The sequence below is a fragment of the Streptomyces sp. RPA4-2 genome (genome assembly GCF_012273515.2).
In the GTDB taxonomy this organism is placed as follows: Bacteria; Actinomycetota; Actinomycetes; order Streptomycetales; family Streptomycetaceae; genus Streptomyces; species Streptomyces kaempferi.
The window spans coordinates 4,755,227-4,772,398 of record NZ_CP050975.2; the positions used below are offsets into that span (position 1 = coordinate 4,755,227).

Genomic DNA, 17,172 nt, shown 5'->3' on the forward strand with positions numbered 1-17,172 from the left:
TCTCAGCTGACCGCGTCAGAAAGGATCTGCACCAGCAATGACCGACGAGAACACTCCGAGCGTCCCTGAAGAGGGCGAGATCGCCCTGCGCATCGAGCCCGTCGGGCTCGAGACCGAGATGCAGCGTTCGTACCTCGACTACGCGATGTCCGTCATCGTCTCGCGCGCGCTGCCCGACGTGCGGGACGGCCTCAAGCCCGTCCACCGTCGCGTCCTGTACGCCATGTACGACGGCGGCTACCGGCCCGAGAAGGGCTTCTACAAGTGCGCCCGTGTCGTCGGTGACGTCATGGGCACCTACCACCCGCACGGCGACTCCTCGATCTACGACGCGCTGGTCCGCCTCGCGCAGCCGTGGTCGATGCGGATGCCGCTGGTGGACTCCAACGGCAACTTCGGCTCTCCTGGCAACGACCCGGCCGCCGCCATGCGGTACACCGAGTGCAAGCTGAAGCCGCTGTCCATGGAGATGGTCCGCGACATCGACGAGGAGACCGTCGATTTCACGGACAACTACGACGGCCGCAACCAGGAGCCGACGGTCCTGCCGGCCCGCTTCCCGAATCTGCTGATCAACGGCTCGGCGGGCATCGCGGTCGGTATGGCGACGAACATCCCGCCGCACAACCTGCGCGAGGTCGCGGCCGGCGCCCAGTGGTACCTGGAGAACCCCGAGGCCTCCCACGAGGAGCTTCTGGACGCCCTGATCGAGCGCATCAAGGGCCCGGATTTCCCGAGTGGCGCCCTGGTCGTGGGCCGCAAGGGCATCGAGGAGGCGTACCGCACGGGCCGTGGCTCCATCACGATGCGCGCGGTCGTCGATGTCGAGGAGATCCAGAACCGCCAGTGCCTGGTGGTCACCGAACTCCCCTACCAGACCAACCCCGACAACCTCGCCCAGAAGATCGCCGACCTGGTCAAGGACGGCAAGGTCGGCGGCATCGCCGACGTCCGCGACGAGACCAGCTCGCGTACGGGCCAGCGGCTCGTGATCGTGCTCAAGAGGGACGCGGTCGCCAAGGTCGTCCTGAACAACCTCTACAAGCACACCGATCTGCAGTCGAACTTCGGCGCCAACATGCTGGCGCTGGTCGACGGGGTCCCGCGCACGCTGTCGCTCGACGCGTTCATCCGGCACTGGGTGACGCACCAGATCGAGGTCATCGTCCGGCGGACCAAGTTCCGGCTGCGCAAGGCCGAGGAGCGCGCGCACATCCTGCGTGGCCTCCTGAAGGCCTTGGACGCCATCGACGAGGTCATCGCACTCATCCGACGCAGTGACACCGTGGAGATCGCGCGAGAGGGCCTGATGGGCCTCCTGGAGATCGACGAGATCCAGGCGAACGCCATCCTCGAGATGCAGCTGCGCCGACTGGCCGCCCTGGAGCGCCAGAAGATCATCCAGGAGCACGACGAGCTCCAGGCGAAGATCACCGAGTACAACGCGATCCTGGCTTCGCCGGTGCGTCAGCGCGGCATCATCAGCGAGGAACTCGCGGCGATCGTCGAGAAGTTCGGTGACGACCGCCGTTCCAAGCTGGTGCCGTTCGACGGCGACATGTCCATCGAGGACCTGATCGCCGAAGAGGACATCGTCGTCACCATCACGCGGGGCGGCTACATCAAGCGCACCAAGACCGAGGACTACCGGTCGCAGAAGCGGGGCGGCAAGGGCGTCCGCGGCGCGAAGCTGAAGCAGGACGACATCGTCGACCACTTCTTCGTCTCGACGACGCACCACTGGCTGCTGTTCTTCACGAACAAGGGCCGTGTCTACCGGGCGAAGGCGTACGAGCTGCCGGACGCCGGCCGGGACGCCCGCGGGCAGCACGTCGCGAACCTGCTGGCCTTCCAGCCGGACGAGGCGATCGCCGAGATCCTCGCGATCCGCGACTACGAGGCGGCGTCCTACCTGGTCCTGGCCACCAAGGGCGGCCTGGTGAAGAAGACGCCACTGAAGGATTACGATTCCCCGCGGTCGGGCGGTGTCATCGCCATCAATCTCCGGGAGACGGAGGACGGATCCGATGACGAACTGATCGGAGCCGAACTCGTCTCGGCCGAGGATGATCTGCTTCTGATCAGCAAGAAGGCCCAGTCGATCAGGTTCACCGCAACGGACGACGCGTTGCGACCGATGGGCCGTGCCACCTCGGGCGTCAAGGGCATGAGTTTCCGCGAGGGGGACCAACTGCTCTCGATGAATGTTGTTCGACCCGGTACGTTCGTGTTCACTGCCACAGACGGTGGGTACGCGAAGCGGACCGCCGTCGACGAGTACCGCGTCCAGGGTCGCGGCGGCCTCGGTATCAAGGCCGCCAAGATCGTGGAGGACCGTGGTTCTCTCGTCGGCGCGCTGGTGGTCGAGGAGACCGACGAGATCCTCGCCATCACCCTGTCCGGCGGTGTGATTCGTACGCGAGTCAACGAGGTCAGGGAGACGGGCCGTGACACCATGGGCGTCCAACTGATCAACCTGGGCAAGCGGGATGCCGTGGTCGGCATCGCACGCAACGCCGAGGCCGGCCGTGAGGCCGAGGAAGTCGACGGCGAGGGTGCCGAGGACGAGACCGCCGAAGGCACCGAGGCCGTCGGTACGGACGAGGGCGAGCAGTCCTCGTCCGAGTAGCGCGAGGAGTGAGTCATCGTGAGCGGAGCCACGGGCGCCGGATCGACCGGTACGGATACGGACGGCGGCCGTGGCCCCGCCACGGAGGCGACTGACTCCCATGACTCTCATGGATCCCAGGGGGGAACTGTGACGGACACCCGAGGTCCGCAGGGCCAGCAGTACGCGGCCGGAGCGGGCCCCGCGGCTCCGGGCGGACCGGCCGCGGCCGGTCCTGCCACGACCAAGGCGGCGCCCGGCGCGCCGGGCACTGCGCCGACCGCTCCCGCGGGCTCAGGGACGGCCGCTCCGGCGGCCGCCTCCGCGCTGCCGGGGGAGCGGCAGCCGCAGCAGCCCTCGCAGCCGTATCACCCGCCGCAGGCGTACGCGGCGCAGACGCCGTCGGGCGCCGTGCGTCGGCCGCGAACCGGGGCGCGCACCACGCCGCGTACCCGCAAGGCGCGGCTGCGGGTGGCCAAGACCGACCCGTGGTCGGTGATGAAGGTCAGCTTCCTGCTCTCCATCGCGCTCGGCATCTGCACGGTCGTGGCGGCGGCGGTGCTGTGGATGGTCATGGACGCCATGGGCGTCTTCTCGACGGTCGGCGGCACGATCTCCGAGGCGACGGGGTCGAACGAGGCGAACGGTTTCGACCTGCAGTCGTTCCTCTCCCTGCCGAACGTCCTGCTGTTCACGTCGATCATCGCGGTCATCGACGTCGTGCTCGCCACGGCGCTCGCGACGCTCGGATCCTTCATCTACAACCTCTCCGCGGGCTTCGTCGGGGGCATTGAGCTGACCCTCGCCGAGGACGAATAGCAGCGGCCCGCGAGCCTCCGCCAGGGGCCCGGGATACCGATTTTGGGACTGGCCGCGTCGTGCGCTAATCTTCAGAGGTCAGCGCGCGGGACACACACCGCAAAGCGCGGCGGGGCTATAGCTCAGTTGGTTAGAGCGCATCCCTGATAAGGATGAGGCCACAGGTTCAAATCCTGTTAGCCCCACCATGACGAAGACCCCCGGTCCACGAGGACCGGGGGTTTTTGGCATCTACGGCGGACATCAGCCGCCGGGGGTGCGCCGGTCGGCGTGCCGGCCGCAGCGTGACTTCCCTCCAAGCGCTTCAAGCGCCGGTTTTCGAAGCCTCGGTAGACCTACGCTCGGCGGATGACCTTGGAATGGGAACAGGTAATCGTTCACTCGACGGATCCGGTGGCCCTGGGGCAGTGGTGGGCGGAGGCTCTCGGCTGGGTCGTGGTGTATTCCTCCGACGAGCAGTTCGAGATCCGCCCGGAGCCGGATCGCCTGCCGGGGCTGGACTTCGTCCGGCTCGATGAGAGCAAGAAGGTCAAGAGCCGGCTGCATCTCGACTTCAGGCCTGATGACCAGGACGCCGAGGTGGCTCGTCTTGAGGCTCATGGCGCCAAGCGTGTCGACATCGGCCAGGGCGACCAGTCGTGGGTGGTCCTGGCGGACCCCGAAGGCAACGAGTTCTGTGTCCTCGGCCAACGGCGTCAGTGAGAAGAGAACCGCTGAGCAGGAATCCCTGACCGGTGTCCGCGCATGAGAAAGCCCGGCAGCTCTTTCGAGGTGCCGGGCCTTCGGTTCCGGGTGTGGCGGTGTACGCAAGTTCGCCGCTACGTCGGGCAGGAGGGGCAGGGTCGGTGAGGTGGTGCGGTGCGCGTCAGCGCTGGAGTGGCGCCTCGCCGTGCTGGAGGGACGTATCACGGTCGGTCGTGGCATCCGGGGCGCACAGGGCGGTGAGGCCGCTCGCTTCGGCATCGACCCGCGGGCGGTGCCGACAGCTAGGTGAGGATCCGTGGGCCTCGGCGTGGATACGTTGTTTCATCGTGGGGGGCAGGGCCCGACTGTAGGACGCTGTCCACGGGGCCTGCGCCGGCACCGTCACGGGGGCCGCGCTGTTGTGCGCCGCTCCGGTCTGCGGTACGGCCGCGGCCGCGGTGGTCGTGATGAATCCGAGCGTCGTGCAGAGCGCCAGGAAGGCGGTCACGATGACGGTCCACAGCTTCATGACCTTGTTCTGGGTCATGGCCCCTCACTTTCGGGTCAGGCGATTTGCGTACTTTCCTCATGATGTGTAAGCGGGCCGCGAAGTGGTGGACCGACGCTCATGGCGCGTGGATGTTCCGATGAACACCACCCGTATGGGTGCAAGAGGTCTCTAAAGCCCATAAAAACCCGCAAAAGTGCAGCGAACGGTCACCTTGTGTGAGGTGTGATCACCGTGAGATCGGTGTGGTCACGCCCCGTCCTACTGCTCTCCACCAGGCGGGAGTTGGGGGTGGATGCAGGTCACTGATCGATATCGGTCGGTGTGTATAGTCGGGCGCCAGAGGTCCCCTACGTCAAGAAAGACGAGGTCGCGCGGTGAAGAAGCTTCTCCTGGTCGCACTGGCCGCCATCGGCGGACTCCTCGTGTACCGCCAGATCCAGGCGGATCGCGCCGAGCAGGATCTGTGGACGGAGGCGACTGACTCCGTACCCACGGGTTCGTGAGTACCGACACCAGTCTCAGAGCAGACCCCGGCCGCCTCGCGGTCGGGGTTTTGTGTTTCCCGGGCCGCCCACCTGCCCGCCATTCGCTTTCGCACACGAATTGATTGCTGAAGTAAAGCGTTCTGCTCCACGGACAGGCGGTTTCGGCCGCTTGTCCGATAGCAAGGGCGAACCCGCGCCTGGCGCGGCAGGATGGCCACCGTCCGGGGACACGACGAGGGGTGGCGCGTGATGGGGCGGCGCACGGTGGGACGGCGAGCGCCGTCACGGTACGGGCGGGCGCTCGGTGCCCTGGCCCTGGGAGCGGCGCTGTGCGCGACGGCCGCGCCCACGGGGAGGGCCTCGGCGGCCTCTCCCGTGACGGAGTCCGGTACACCGAAGCCGTACGCCTACGCCGAGGACGACACGACGGTCGAAGGCGCCGCGAACACCACGAACGCCGCACGGCTGGAGCCCGGAAGGACGTACCGGAGTTCCATCGGCGAGGGCGGCAAGCTCTACTACCGCCTCGCACTCGACGCCAGGTCCGACGCGTACGTCTCCGCCACCGCCGTTCCCAGGCCGGGTACCACGGTGTCCTACGCGGACGGCGTGAAGGTCTCCGTCCAGGACGACAACAGCCGCCGCTGCTCGTCCTCCGCGGCCGCCCACTTCGGCGCCTCCGAGAGTCCGCGTCCCATCGCCGCCTGGGCGTCCCGCGAGATCGGCCCCACCAGATACTCCTGCCAGACGGCGGGGACGTACTACGTGGTCGTCGAGCGCGTCGACACGACCGGTTCGTCGGCGTCCGCGTCCCTCTCCCCCGGCGACTGGGACCTCGAACTCGCCTATGTGTCGGAACCCGCCCTGAAGAAGGCCGGTTCGACGAAGGCCCCCGAAGCGTGGAACTCCGCCTCGCCCGAAGCCCTTCAGGGAGACGCCCGGACCCGGGCGGGCGGCGCGGGGTTCGCCACGGCCGCCGCTCTCGAAAAGGGCGTCTGGAAGGACGGGATCAGACCCGGGCAGACGCTCTTCTACAAGGTGCCGGTCGACTGGGGGCAGCAGATCTACGCCGGCGCGGAGCTCGGCAGCTCGACCGGTGGCGACGGGTTCCTGGGTACGGCCCTGGTCGTCTCCCTCTACAACCCCGTCCGCGGGTTCGTCGACGACGTGGGCTGCGGATACGACGGCAGCCAGCGAGCCGCGGTACTGGATCCGCTGCCGCCCGTCGCGTACGAGAACCGCTACGCCCTCAACGACCGGACCAGCAGTATGCGGTTCGCGGGTTCGTACTACCTCGCCGTGCACCTCGCCGCGCAGGTCGCCGACAAGTTCGGCGACGGGCCGTTCGGGCTCACGCTGCGCGTACGGGTGGAGGGCGCCGCCCAGGCGGGCCCGGCGTACGCGGGGCGGGCGGATCCCCGGGACGTGTTCGACGCCGCGGCCGGTGCCGCGGCGGAGGCCTCCGGCGGGACGACGGCGGGCGCCGGGGACCGTGCGGTGGGCTCCGGCAGTGGCACCGACCCGCACATGAAGGCGCTCGCCGCGGGCGGCCTCGGCACCGGGACCGCCCTGTTGCTGGTGCTCGCGGTGTGGACGGCGGTCGCACGGCGGCGGGCGAGGAGGTGGGCGGCGGCCGGGGACACATCAGCGCCGGCTTCGTCCGCGGCTCCCCCCGCCCTGCCCTGGGACCCTGAGGCGCCGCGGGGCATGTAGAGCCGCTCGGGGGCGGCCGACCGGGTTCAGAGCCGCGTCAGCGCCCAGAAACCCACCGCGAAACAGGCCAGCGCGAGGAGCAGGAGCGGGACGGCCACCCGCCGGGGTGGTCCGGGGCGGGCCGCCCGCCGGGACACGGCCCGGTGGAAACCGGCGGAACCGGGCGCGTGCTGTTGGACCACGACGGTGGGATCCGCGGGCCGCTGCGGGACGGGCACCGGCGCGGACCGGAGGCCGAAGGGCTGCGCGTGCACGGGAGTCGTGCTCGGCACGTTGACCGCGGTGGGGGGAGTGGGCGGCTGCTCGGGCGGATGCCACGGGTGGCCCGGGACGGGATGCCGCTGAGTCTCGTGCCAGGCGTGCTGCGGTTGCGGCTGGGGCTGTTGCTGCGGTGAGTCGTGGGATGGGGGCCGGTGTTGGGGCTGCGGTTGCGGTCGCGGTTCGGGCTGGGACTGCGACTGGGACGGGGACTGTGGTGGTGCCTGGGGGCGGCCGCCCGGGGCGGCGGCAGGAGGAAGCTCCCGGTGTCCGACATCGTGGACGGCCTCGGGGGTACGGAGTCCGGCGCGGGGCGCGGTGTCGCGTCACCGGGGGCGGTCGTCTCGGGCCACGCGGCTTCGACGGCACCCGAATCCGAGGCGGAGCCGGGATCGGAGACTGAGCCGGGATCGGGGCCGAGGGCGGAACGAGGGCCGGGGGTGGAACTAGTTCCGGGCGCCGGGCCCTCGTCAGGAACGGCGCCTTGGCCGTGAGCGGGGCTCTGGCCGGAGCGGAGACTCGGATCGGGAAGGAGAGCCTGGTCGGGATCCGTCCCCTGGGCGGAAGCCGGGCCGGAGAAGGACCCGGGCCGGGAAGCCGTGTGCTCGGTGGTGGTCCCGGGTGCCGTCCCGGCCGGTCCGGTGGGGCCGAACCCCGGGGGAAGCGGGCCGACTTGGTCGAAGACCTCGACCAACTCGTCGTCGGGGCCGGGTTCGGGCAGCAGCTCGGCGGCCGAGGCCAGCGCCTTGCGCGCCCCCGTCGCCGTGCGGAACCGCGCCTGGGGGTCCGGCTGCAGCAGCGTGGCCACGACCTGCCACAGCGGCTCGGGTATGCCCTGCGGGGCGGGCGGTGTGCCGTTCTGCGCGAAGTACTCGATCAGCGCCTTGGCGTCCGGTTTGGCCCCCTCGAGCAGGTACAGGGCGACCAGACCCACGGCGAACAGATCGGCGGGGAAGTCCGGCTCGGCGCCCATCATCTGCTCGGGCGCGAAGTAACCGGGCGTTCCCACCACGTAGTTGGTCTCGGTCAGCCGTGGTTCGCCCAGCCGCATCGCGATGCCGAAGTCGGACAGCCGCAGCCGCGGCCGGGCCGTCCCCGTCGCTTCGAGCAGCACGTTGGCGGGTTTGATGTCACGGTGCACGACCCCCTCGGCGTGCACCGCGGCGAGCCCCGCGAGGAGCTGGTCGAGCAGGGTGCAGACGAAGGCGGGAGGCAATGGGCCGTAGTCGTTGACCAGATGGACCAGGGATCCCCCCGCGACCAGGTCCATGGTGAACAGGACCTTGTCGTCGTCGGCGGCCCAGCTGGCGGGCGCCAGCACATGAGGGTGATCGATCCGCAGCGCCTGCTCCCGCACGAAGCGCAGCAGCGCGTGCGCGTCGCTCTGCTGGAGCACCTTGGCGGCCACGTACCGGCGCCGCCGCCGGTCCCAGGCACGCCATACGGCACCGACTCCCCCGTGGCCGATCGGGTCGACCAGCTCGTACCGTCCGGCGAAGACCTCACCCATGGTCGTGCGTCGCTCCCCTTCGGCAGTCGGTCCTGCGGCTTCCGCGAGGTGCCCGGCGGCCCGGGACGCGGCGCTGGACGGCGTTGCGAGCCCTCCAGCGCGGGTCGTGCGGCCGGCCGGACCGTCGGCTCAGTTCTGGTGCGACTGGTAGTGGGCGACGGCGTCGGACGTGCGGCCGGCGCCGTACACCCGGAGGAACTCCGCCAGTTCCGGATGGGTCGGAGCGAGGGTGCCGGCGGCCTCGATGATGTCCCCGGCGGCCGCCACGGAGCGCAGCAGCGACTGGATCTCGCGGACCACCCGCTTGACCGTGGGCGCACCGGAACTGCTCGTCGACTGCGTGGTGTTGTTGAGCACGGAGCCCCCCTGCGACTTCTTGATCTCGTCCATGCGCTCGGTCGCCTCGGCGGCGCTGACGCTGCCGTCCGCCACCTGCCCCGCCAGATCCTGCAGCAGCTGGACTCGCTGCACCACCGCGGGGTTGCCGATCTTGGCACGCTGGCCGCTCATCAGCTGCGACAGCATGGGCGCGGACAGGCCCAGTACTCCGGCAAGACGCGCCTGGTTGAGGCCCAGATCGTCTATGAGCCTACGGAAGAGCGTCCCCAGCGGCTCCCCGTACCAGTTCCGCTGCAGCTCCTGGGCTCTTGCGGTTGCTTCTTGCTGTGCGGCGTCCATTGCGTCTCCCCATCGCTTCCCCAAAACCGTGGTTCGCTGTCGCGAACCACGTCGAGCATCTTACGGAGAGTGGTCGCCCACGGGGACCCCCAATCTTTTTGCGAGATACCGGGGGTGACCCGGTACGCTGGTCCCCGGCGCCAGTCGGTATCCGAATCAACCGGCCGGACGCCTCCCTTCAGGGGCCTTAGCTCAGTTGGTAGAGCGCTGTCTTTGCATGGCAGATGTCAGGGGTTCGACTCCCCTAGGCTCCACACCTCGGACCGGCCGGACGCCTTCACGGCGACTGGCCGGTTTTTGTATGCCCCGCTTTGACCATCCATGGTGACCTGCGTCACAGGGTCCGGTTCGCAGGCGTTGCATTTGTTTGCGCAAATGGATGGGCAGGTGAGGGCGCCCGGAACCGTCACGCGGGTGGTCGCGGCGCCCCACAGGAGGCCGGGCTCCGATCTCGGAGCCGTGCGTGAACTGGTGCAAGCAGATCTGTGTAATCGGGGCAATGCGCACGGTGAAGAGAGTCTGTGTGGATGTTGTGCGGGACGGCCGTTGCAAACGTCATCGCGGATGGAATCCGTAAACGGGCGGCTTCCCCGTCGTCCTCCCCGCGCCTTTTCCGCCGTCGTCCCCGGTGCGGTGGGCGCCGCGGTTCCGGTCCGTTCCACGTGAAACAGCGCTGTGGGGCAGGAGACCCTCAAGTCTCCTGCCCCACAGCGGTGTTGATGTCCTGCGTCAGGACTCAGTGGCGATCGTCGCGCTTCGCCGCTTCCTCCTCGGCCTGCTTGGCCTGGACCTCTGGGTCGAGGTCGGGCCGGCCGCTGCCGTCGACCGATGTCAGGCGGCCGGGCTCGGGTACCTCCGTAGCGGCGGGAGGCTCGACCAGCCAGTCGGGGTTGGCCTGCTTGTCCCACCACTTCCAGGCGGCGTAGGCGCCACCTGCCAGCAGACCCAGGACGGCCAGTCCCTTGACGGCACGGCCGGCCTTCGCCCGCCGCCGGTGCTTGCGGACCAGCTTCTCGATCTCCTTGGGGGAGACCTGTCCGCGCAGAGCGGCCAGCGCCGCCGCACCCCGCGCCGCGGCCTCCTCCCGTACCGGCCCGGCCGCTGCCACGGCCTGCTCGATTCTCGGCTTGGTGTAATCGGCGGCCTGGAGCGCCGCCAGGCGGGTACGGACGGCGGCCGTGTGGGCGGCGTGGTCGACCTTCGGCGGCACATGGGTACGCGCCTGCTCGAGACGCGGTGCGAGATGGGCGTCGTACTGCACGCGGGCCTGCTCTGCGGCCAGCGACATCTTGGGCGCGAGCCGTACGCGTGCCTCGGTCGCGTAGTGCGAGGCCCGGTCCTTGGCCGTGTCGGCGTAAGGCGCCACCACTTCCGCGGCGTGCAGCACGCTGTCCTTCGCCGAGCCGGTCGCGGCGCGCACGCTGTCAATGCGGGTCACGGGTTTTCCTCCTCCTCGGTGGCGTACTTGGGCGTTCGAGTACCCCAAACAGGCACAGTCCACCTTTCCACCCTTTTCGAGATCATGCCCCTCGCGCGACCGCGGGGCATGCGAGATAGGGCATACGGGGCAACAGGGTCTTGTCGCCGACCCTGCCACGGATCGGCGCTCCCGGCGCCGCTCGCGGGAGGACTCGACGCGTTTTCCGCAAGAGCGAGGACGGGATGTTCCCCCGGAGGTGGCGGTCGGGCGACGCGAGGGGCGGTCCGTGCGAGGATCGGGGGGTCAAAAAAAGGCAACGGAAGGCAGATCGTGGCCGAGCAGCTTTACGCCACCCTGAAGACCAACCAAGGCGACATCGAAGTCCGGCTCCTGCCGAACCACGCGCCCAAGACGGTCCGGAACTTCGTCGAGCTCGCCACGGGTGAGCGGGAGTGGGTCAACCCGGAGACGGGTGCGAAGTCCACGGACAAGCTCTACGACGGCACGGTCTTCCACCGGGTGATCAGCGGATTCATGATCCAGGGCGGTGACCCGCTCGGCAACGGCACCGGTGGCCCGGGCTACCAGTTCGAGGACGAGTTCCACCCCGACCTCGCCTTCGACAAGCCGTATCTGCTGGCCATGGCCAACGCGGGCCCGGGTACCAACGGCTCGCAGTTCTTCATCACCGTCTCCCCGACGGCGTGGCTGACCCGCAAGCACACCATCTTCGGCGAGGTCGTCAGCCCGGCGAGCCAGAAGGTCGTGGATGCCATCGTGGGCACCCAGACCAACCCGCGCACCGACCGTCCGGTCAACGACGTCGTCATCGAGTCGGTCGTCGTCGAGACCCGCGAGGGCTGATCCCGGGGGCCCGAGAGGCACCGAGGGCTCCCGCAGGGAACCAATCGCCCCGTTCATCCGTAAGGATGGGCGGGGCGGTGCAGTGCGTACGACCGATTGAGGGGACCCCATGGACCAGGCGCCAGGCAGCCCACAGGGCCCGAAGGACCAGGGATCGCAGGATGCCCAGGGCCTGCCCACCTGCTACCGGCACCCGGACCGCGAGACCGGTGTGCGCTGCAGCCGCTGCGAACGCCCGATCTGCCCCGCGTGCATGGTCAGCGCGTCCGTGGGCTTCCAGTGCCCCGAATGCGTCCGGGGCGGCTCCGGTACGGGACATTCGCCGGCGGCCTCCCAGCCCCGCACGCTGGCGGGCGGCACCGTCGCCGCGGACCCCCGGCTCCTCACCAAGATCCTGATGGGGATCAACGTCGCCCTCTTCCTGGTGCAGCAGGCCGTGGGCGACCGCTTCACGGACAGCTTCGACCTCATCGGCCGGGCGTACGTCCCGGTTCTCGGCTCGGTCGAGGGCATCGCGGAAGGCCAGTGGTACCGGCTGCTGACGTCGATGTTCCTGCACGCCAGCTATATCCACATCCTGTTCAACATGCTCAGCCTGTGGTGGATCGGCGGCCCCCTGGAAGCCGCCCTCGGCCGGGCCCGCTACCTCGCGCTGTACTTCGTCTCGGGGCTCGCCGGCAGCGCGCTCACCTACCTGCTCGCCGCCCCGAACCAGCCGTCGCTCGGCGCCTCCGGCGCGATCTTCGGCCTCTTCGGCGCGACCGGGGTCCTCATGCGCCGGCTCAACTACGACATGCGCCCGCTGATCGGCCTGCTGGTGGTCAACCTGATCTTCACCTTCACCCCCGCGTTCGGCATCTCCTGGCAGGCCCACATCGGCGGCCTCGTGGGCGGTGTCGTCGTCGGCTACGCGATGGTCCACGCGCCGCGCGGGCGGCGGGCCCTGGTCCAGTACGGGGTGTGCGCGGTGGTGCTGGTCGCGGTGGTGGTCGCGACGCTGGTCAGGACGGCTCAGCTCACCTGAGCCGCCCCGCTCACCGCTGTTGTCCACAGACGGTGGCGGATCTTGTGCACGCTGTGTGGGAACAGCTGTGCCCCCTGTCGCTGACCCGAGTTTTCCCAGGTCGGACAGGGGGCGAACAGGCTTGCGGATCCCGGTAGGCCAGTCACACCGGCGTCAACCCTGGATGAGTTATCCACAGATCGTCGTTCTTTTTCCACCTGTGGAAAACAGTTGTGGATAACTCAGTGGATAGCCCTGGGGAGAGCTGTCGGAGAGCTGCCGGAACGTCGGTCGCGGAGCGCTACTTCCACTGTGTGGAGACGCCGAATCCCGCCGCGATGAAGCCGAAACCGACCACGATGTTCCAGTTGTCCAGCGCGTCGACCGGCAGTGAGCCGTCGGTCACGTAGAAGACGACGATCCAGGCGAGGCCGATGAGGAACATGGCCAGCATGACCGGTGCGACCCAGCCGCGGTTGGTGAGCTTGATGTTGGTCGTCTGCTTCGCCGGGGGTGGCGTGTAGTCGGCCTTCTTGCGGATACGTGACTTCGGCACGAGGGTCTCTCCTGTCGATGCGCTGCGTGGCCGCGCAGGGAACTGGGGCGGGCTCCGGGGCAGCGTACAAGGGGACACTGAGCGCTCCCCCGGGCGTCCGTTAGCGTAGTGCTTCCGCGGCGCCGAAGGAGATAAGGGTACGTTGAGCAATTCTGCCGACTCTCCAGGGACGGGTTCCAGTCCTGCCGATACGCGCCGTTTCCGGCCCGTTCGCGTGCTCACCGTGGCCGTCTTCGCCCTCGCCGGACTTATTTTCTTCACCAGCTTCAACACGGCCAAAGGCACCAATATCCGCACCGACGCGTCCCTGCTGAAGCTCTCCGACCTGATTCAGGAGCGCAGCCACAAGAACGCGTCGCTCGACGATTCCAACGGCGCGCTGCGGGACCAGGTCGACTCCCTCGCCGGCCGGGAGAACGGCGGCAGCAAGGCCGAGACCGCCAAGGTCGCCGCGCTGGAGAAGAAGGCGGGCACCCAGCCGCTCAAGGGCAAGGCCGTCACGGTCACCCTCAACGACGCCCCGCCGAACGCCACGGCCAAGCTGCCCGGATACCCCGCGCCGCAGCCCGACTATCTGGTGATCCACCAGCAGGACCTGCAGGCCGTGGTGAACGCCCTGTGGCTGGGCGGCGCCCAGGGCATCAAGGTGATGGACCAGCGGCTGATCTCCACGAGCGCCGTGCGCTGCGTCGGCAACACGCTGATTCTCCAGGGACGCGTCTACTCGCCCCCGTACAAGATCACCGCGGTCGGTGACCCGCAGAAGCTCCAGAAGGCGCTGGCGGACTCCCCGGCGATCCAGAACTACATGGTGTACGTCAACGTCTACGGGCTCGGCTGGAAAGTCGAGGAGAACGGGACGGTGACTCTTCCCGGCTACTCGGGCACAGTGGATCTCCACTACGCGAAGCCTGTGGAGTAGCCGGAGCCGCTGCCGCTGGGGGGCCTGTGTCGGTGCGAGTGGTCGTCAGGACGTTGAGCGAACTCTGCATCACCGTCGGCACGCTGATCGTGCTCTTCGTGGTCTACGTGCTGTTCTGGACGGGCGTGAAGGCCGACAGCGAGATGGGCCACCAGATCGACCAGCTCCAGCGGCAGTGGTCGAAGGGGGCACTCGCGCGGCAGCCGGGGACGCCCACCGCCGCCCCGGCAACCGGGAGCCCGAAGGCGCCGCCCTCCTACACGTACGGCAAGCCCTTCGCGGTGATGTACATCCCGCGTCTTGGTTTCACGTGGAACAAGCCCGTGCTCGAAGGCACCGGAACGAGTGTCCTGAAGAAGGGCCTCGGCCACTACCGGGGGACGGCCCAGCTGGGCCAGACGGGGAACTTCGCCGTCGCGGGACACCGCCGGACCTACGGCGACCCGTTCAAGGACTTTCCCAAGCTGCGACACGGCGACGCGGTGGTGCTGACCGACGGGACTACCTGGTTCACGTATCGGATCGACAAAGGCCCCTACAAAACCGTGCCCGCGGACGTTGAGGTGATCGACCCTGTGCCACGTAAGTCCGGGTATACGGCTCCGGGCCGCTACCTCACGCTGACCACCTGCGAACCGGAGTGGGGGCACAGCCACCGGCTGATCGTCTGGGCACACCTGGATTCCACACAGCCTGTGGAGGCTGGGAAACCGGGGGCGCTCCGCCGTTAGTCTGGTCCCGTACGGCGTGGGTCCGGTGGTGCAGGGCGTGGCTCTGACGCCGTGGTGCGACGGAAGGGACGGCATGTACGGCTTCATCTGGCGGCATCTGCCGGGGAACGCGTGGGTCAAGGCGCTGATTTCACTCGTGCTCGCCCTGGCGGTGGTCTACGTGCTCTTCCAGTACGTCTTCCCCTGGGCCGAACCGCTGCTGCCCTTCAACGATGTGACGGTGAACAACCAGTGAGCGCGCGGATCCTGGTCGTCGACAACTACGACAGCTTCGTCTTCAACCTGGTCCAGTACCTGTACCAGCTGGGCGCCGAGTGCGAGGTGCTGCGCAACGACGAGGTGTCCACCGCGCACGCGCAGGACGGGTTCGACGGAGTGCTCCTGTCGCCCGGTCCGGGCGCTCCCGAGCAGGCCGGCGTCTGCATCGAGATGGTCCGCCACTGCGCGGACACCGGGGTACCCGTCTTCGGTGTCTGTCTCGGCATGCAGTCGATGCAGGTGGCGTACGGCGGGGTCGTGGACCGTGCCCCGGAGCTGCTGCACGGCAAGACCTCGCTGGTGGAGCACGAGGGCAGCGGCGTCTTCGCCGGACTGCCGTCCCCCTTCACCGCGACCCGTTACCACTCGCTCGCGGCGGAGCCGGAGACCGTGCCGGCCGCGCTGGAGGTCACCGCTCGCACCCACGACGGGATCATCATGGGCCTCAGACACCGTGAACTCCCGGTCGAGGGCGTTCAGTTCCACCCCGAGTCGGTGCTGACCGAACACGGGCACCGGATGCTCGCCAACTGGCTCGTGGAGTGCGGCGACCAGGGTGCCGTGGCGAGGTCGGCGGGGCTCGCCCCGGTGGTGGGCAGGGCCACGGCGTGACCGCGCTGCGCCCCGAGCGCGAGTCCGGTGCCGCTTACGGCGCCGCCGGAGGAGACGGGTCCTCGTACGGGCAGCAGCCGTACGGGGCGCCCGGCGCGTTCGAGGTCGCGGTCGAGCAGCTGGCGGACCCGCTCACCGATCCCCTTCCGGGCACGGCCCCCGCCGCCGGCCACTCCGTGGCGGCCGCGCCCGCCGCCGGGCCGCAGGTCGGTCCGGGGCAGCAGTGGCCCGGCCACCATCAGTACGCGGGGGATGATTCCGCCGGGTACGCGCAGCAGTGGCAAGGCACGGCACAGGGCGGCTACGACGGGGCGCGGCAGCGGCAGCCGTACGCGGACCCGGCGACGACGGCCATGCCGGCCACGCCGGCCTTCCAGGAGTCCACGCCCCCGTACGGGGCGTCCGCCGCTCCGCCCCCGTACACGCCGCCCGTCACCCCGTCCGCGCCGGCGTACGGGGCCTCCACGGCCTCGCCCGGTCCGGCGTCCGGTGCGGGCTACGGCGTTCCTCCGACCGCGGCCCGGCCGCTGGACGACGAGACCGTGGCGCTGCGGGCCTCGGAGGTCGCGCAGGCACGGCTCATGGCCGCGCCCGTGACGCGCGCGGACGCCGCGGACGATTCCGCGGCGGCGCCCGGGGGCCGCGCGGCCCGACGCAAGGCGGCACGGCGCCATGGGCGCCACGGAGGGCCTCCGGAGTCCCAGGAGTCCGAGGTGGCCCCGGAAGGGGCTCAGGAGGCCGCTGGGGCGCCGCTGAGCCGTGTCGCGGCCCGGCGTGCGGCGCAGGCACGGAAGCCCGGCGCCGCGGTCATGGTGAGCCGGATGATCGGCGAGGCCTTCATCACCACCGGCGTCCTGATGCTGCTGTTCGTGACCTACCAGCTGTGGTGGTCGAACGTACGGGCGCACCAGCAGGCCGGCAGCGCCGCGCACCACCTCCAGGAGGACTGGGCGAGCGGCAAGCGGAGCCCGGGAACGTTCGAGCCGGGGCAGGGCTTCGCCATCCTGCACATCCCGAAGCTGGACGTCGTCGCGCCGATCGCGGAGGGAACGAGCAAGACGAAGGTGCTCGACCGCGGGATGGTGGGCCACTACGGCGAGGGCGGCCTGAAGACGGCGATGCCGGACGCCAAGACGGGCAACTTCGGTCTCGCGGGCCACCGCAACACGCACGGCGAGCCGTTCCGCTACATCAATCACCTCAAGCCGGGCGATTCGATCGTCGTCGAGACGCAGGACGACTACTTCGTCTACAAGATGACGTCGATCCTCCCGGTGACGTCTCCTTCGAACACAAGTGTGCTGGCCCCCGTCCCCAAGGGGTCCGGCTTCACGGGGCCCGGCCGCTACATCACCCTGACCACCTGCACGCCGGAATTCACCAGCACGTACCGGATGATCGTGTGGGGCAAGATGGTCGAGGAACGCCCGCGCAGCAAGGGCAAGCCGGACGCCCTCATCGGCTAGGCGCATCCAGCGGTGCGCTGTCGGCCCCTCGGGCGAAGCGCACGTGAGACAACCTGAGACAGACCAGACGGGGC

General features: G+C 69.3%; 17 protein-coding genes and 2 tRNA genes. 14 read left to right on the plus strand and 5 right to left on the minus strand.

What is annotated here, in order from left to right:
* Nucleotides 1-37 precede the first annotated feature (37 nt).
* From gyrA to HEP85_RS20735, 4 genes are all read left to right on the plus strand, one after another.
* Nucleotides 38-2,629, plus strand: a complete 2,592-nt coding sequence (gene gyrA, locus HEP85_RS20720; protein WP_168529059.1) for a DNA gyrase subunit A — start codon at nt 38-40, stop codon at nt 2,627-2,629.
* 18 nt (nt 2,630-2,647) lie between these two features.
* Nucleotides 2,648-3,427: a DUF3566 domain-containing protein gene (locus HEP85_RS20725; protein ID WP_168529060.1), complete on the plus strand. Its 780-nt coding sequence runs from the start codon at nt 2,648-2,650 to the stop codon at nt 3,425-3,427.
* Nucleotides 3,428-3,538: 111 nt separating this feature from the next.
* A tRNA-Ile gene (locus HEP85_RS20730) sits at nt 3,539-3,615 on the plus strand.
* 160 nt (nt 3,616-3,775) lie between these two features.
* Nucleotides 3,776-4,129, plus strand: a complete 354-nt coding sequence (locus tag HEP85_RS20735; RefSeq protein ID WP_168529061.1) for a VOC family protein — start codon at nt 3,776-3,778, stop codon at nt 4,127-4,129.
* A gap of 163 nt (nt 4,130-4,292) precedes the next feature.
* On the opposite strand, the gene HEP85_RS20740 is transcribed toward HEP85_RS20735, so the two are convergent.
* Nucleotides 4,293-4,658, minus strand: coding sequence for a DUF6344 domain-containing protein (locus HEP85_RS20740; protein WP_168529062.1), 366 nt, complete (start codon nt 4,656-4,658; stop codon nt 4,293-4,295).
* A 338-nt stretch (nt 4,659-4,996) separates the two neighbouring features.
* Between HEP85_RS20740 and HEP85_RS20745 the strand changes: the two genes are divergently transcribed.
* Together HEP85_RS20745 and HEP85_RS20750 are read left to right on the plus strand one after the other, a co-directional pair.
* Nucleotides 4,997-5,125, plus strand: coding sequence for a DLW-39 family protein (locus HEP85_RS20745; RefSeq protein WP_003999697.1), 129 nt, complete (start codon nt 4,997-4,999; stop codon nt 5,123-5,125).
* 192 nt (nt 5,126-5,317) lie between these two features.
* Nucleotides 5,318-6,820 carry a hypothetical protein gene (locus tag HEP85_RS20750; RefSeq protein WP_248002014.1) on the plus strand — a complete coding sequence of 501 codons (1,503 nt, stop codon included), beginning with the start codon at nt 5,318-5,320 and terminating at the stop codon, nt 6,818-6,820.
* Between the two features lie 37 nt (nt 6,821-6,857).
* Here the strand turns inward: HEP85_RS20750 and HEP85_RS20755 are convergent, their stop codons facing one another.
* Entirely contained in the window at nt 6,858-8,588 is a 1,731-nt protein-coding gene (locus tag HEP85_RS20755) for a serine/threonine protein kinase (RefSeq protein ID WP_369657784.1), read from the minus strand.
* Nucleotides 8,589-8,717: 129 nt separating this feature from the next.
* The gene (locus HEP85_RS20760) at nt 8,718-9,266 is read right to left on the minus strand and encodes a DNA-binding protein (protein WP_168529064.1); all 549 of its coding nucleotides are present in this window, start codon (nt 9,264-9,266) and stop codon (nt 8,718-8,720) included.
* 181 nt (nt 9,267-9,447) lie between these two features.
* Here HEP85_RS20760 and HEP85_RS20765 point away from each other — a divergent pair.
* Nucleotides 9,448-9,520 (plus strand) — tRNA-Ala (locus HEP85_RS20765).
* A gap of 482 nt (nt 9,521-10,002) precedes the next feature.
* Here the strand turns inward: HEP85_RS20765 and HEP85_RS20770 are convergent.
* Nucleotides 10,003-10,704 (minus strand): DUF5324 family protein, encoded by a 702-nt coding sequence (locus HEP85_RS20770; protein WP_168529065.1) that lies wholly within the window; start codon nt 10,702-10,704, stop codon nt 10,003-10,005.
* A gap of 312 nt (nt 10,705-11,016) precedes the next feature.
* Between HEP85_RS20770 and HEP85_RS20775 the strand changes: the two genes are divergently transcribed.
* Together HEP85_RS20775 and HEP85_RS20780 are read left to right on the plus strand one after the other, a co-directional pair.
* Nucleotides 11,017-11,550: a peptidylprolyl isomerase gene (locus HEP85_RS20775; RefSeq protein ID WP_168529066.1), complete on the plus strand. Its 534-nt coding sequence runs from the start codon at nt 11,017-11,019 to the stop codon at nt 11,548-11,550.
* A 109-nt stretch (nt 11,551-11,659) separates the two neighbouring features.
* On the plus strand, nt 11,660-12,574 hold the full coding sequence (locus HEP85_RS20780) for a rhomboid family intramembrane serine protease (protein WP_168529067.1): 915 nt from the start codon (nt 11,660-11,662) through the stop codon (nt 12,572-12,574).
* 280 nt (nt 12,575-12,854) lie between these two features.
* Here HEP85_RS20780 and crgA read toward each other — a convergent pair whose 3' ends face one another.
* Complete coding sequence (crgA, locus tag HEP85_RS20785; protein ID WP_168529068.1) at nt 12,855-13,109, minus strand: cell division protein CrgA; 255 nt, start codon at nt 13,107-13,109, stop codon at nt 12,855-12,857.
* Nucleotides 13,110-13,251: 142 nt separating this feature from the next.
* Between crgA and HEP85_RS20790 the strand changes: the two genes are divergently transcribed.
* From HEP85_RS20790 to HEP85_RS20810, 5 genes are read left to right on the plus strand one after another with little or no spacing between them, the layout of a single operon-like run.
* A complete protein-coding gene (locus tag HEP85_RS20790; RefSeq protein WP_168529069.1) occupies nt 13,252-14,031 on the plus strand; it encodes a DUF881 domain-containing protein in 780 nt (259 codons plus the stop codon).
* 32 nt (nt 14,032-14,063) lie between these two features.
* Nucleotides 14,064-14,762: a class E sortase gene (locus tag HEP85_RS20795; RefSeq protein ID WP_168533837.1), complete on the plus strand. Its 699-nt coding sequence runs from the start codon at nt 14,064-14,066 to the stop codon at nt 14,760-14,762.
* A 37-nt stretch (nt 14,763-14,799) separates the two neighbouring features.
* Nucleotides 14,800-14,997 (plus strand): hypothetical protein, encoded by a 198-nt coding sequence (locus HEP85_RS20800; protein ID WP_168524952.1) that lies wholly within the window; start codon nt 14,800-14,802, stop codon nt 14,995-14,997.
* Nucleotides 14,994-15,632: an aminodeoxychorismate/anthranilate synthase component II gene (locus HEP85_RS20805; RefSeq protein WP_168529070.1), complete on the plus strand. Its 639-nt coding sequence runs from the start codon at nt 14,994-14,996 to the stop codon at nt 15,630-15,632. Before HEP85_RS20800 ends, HEP85_RS20805 begins: the two co-directional genes overlap by 4 nt.
* Nucleotides 15,629-17,098 carry a class E sortase gene (locus tag HEP85_RS20810; RefSeq protein ID WP_356016073.1) on the plus strand — a complete coding sequence of 490 codons (1,470 nt, stop codon included), beginning with the start codon at nt 15,629-15,631 and terminating at the stop codon, nt 17,096-17,098. The genes HEP85_RS20805 and HEP85_RS20810 overlap by 4 nt, the downstream gene beginning before the upstream one ends.
* The last annotated feature ends 74 nt before the right edge of the window (nt 17,099-17,172 follow it).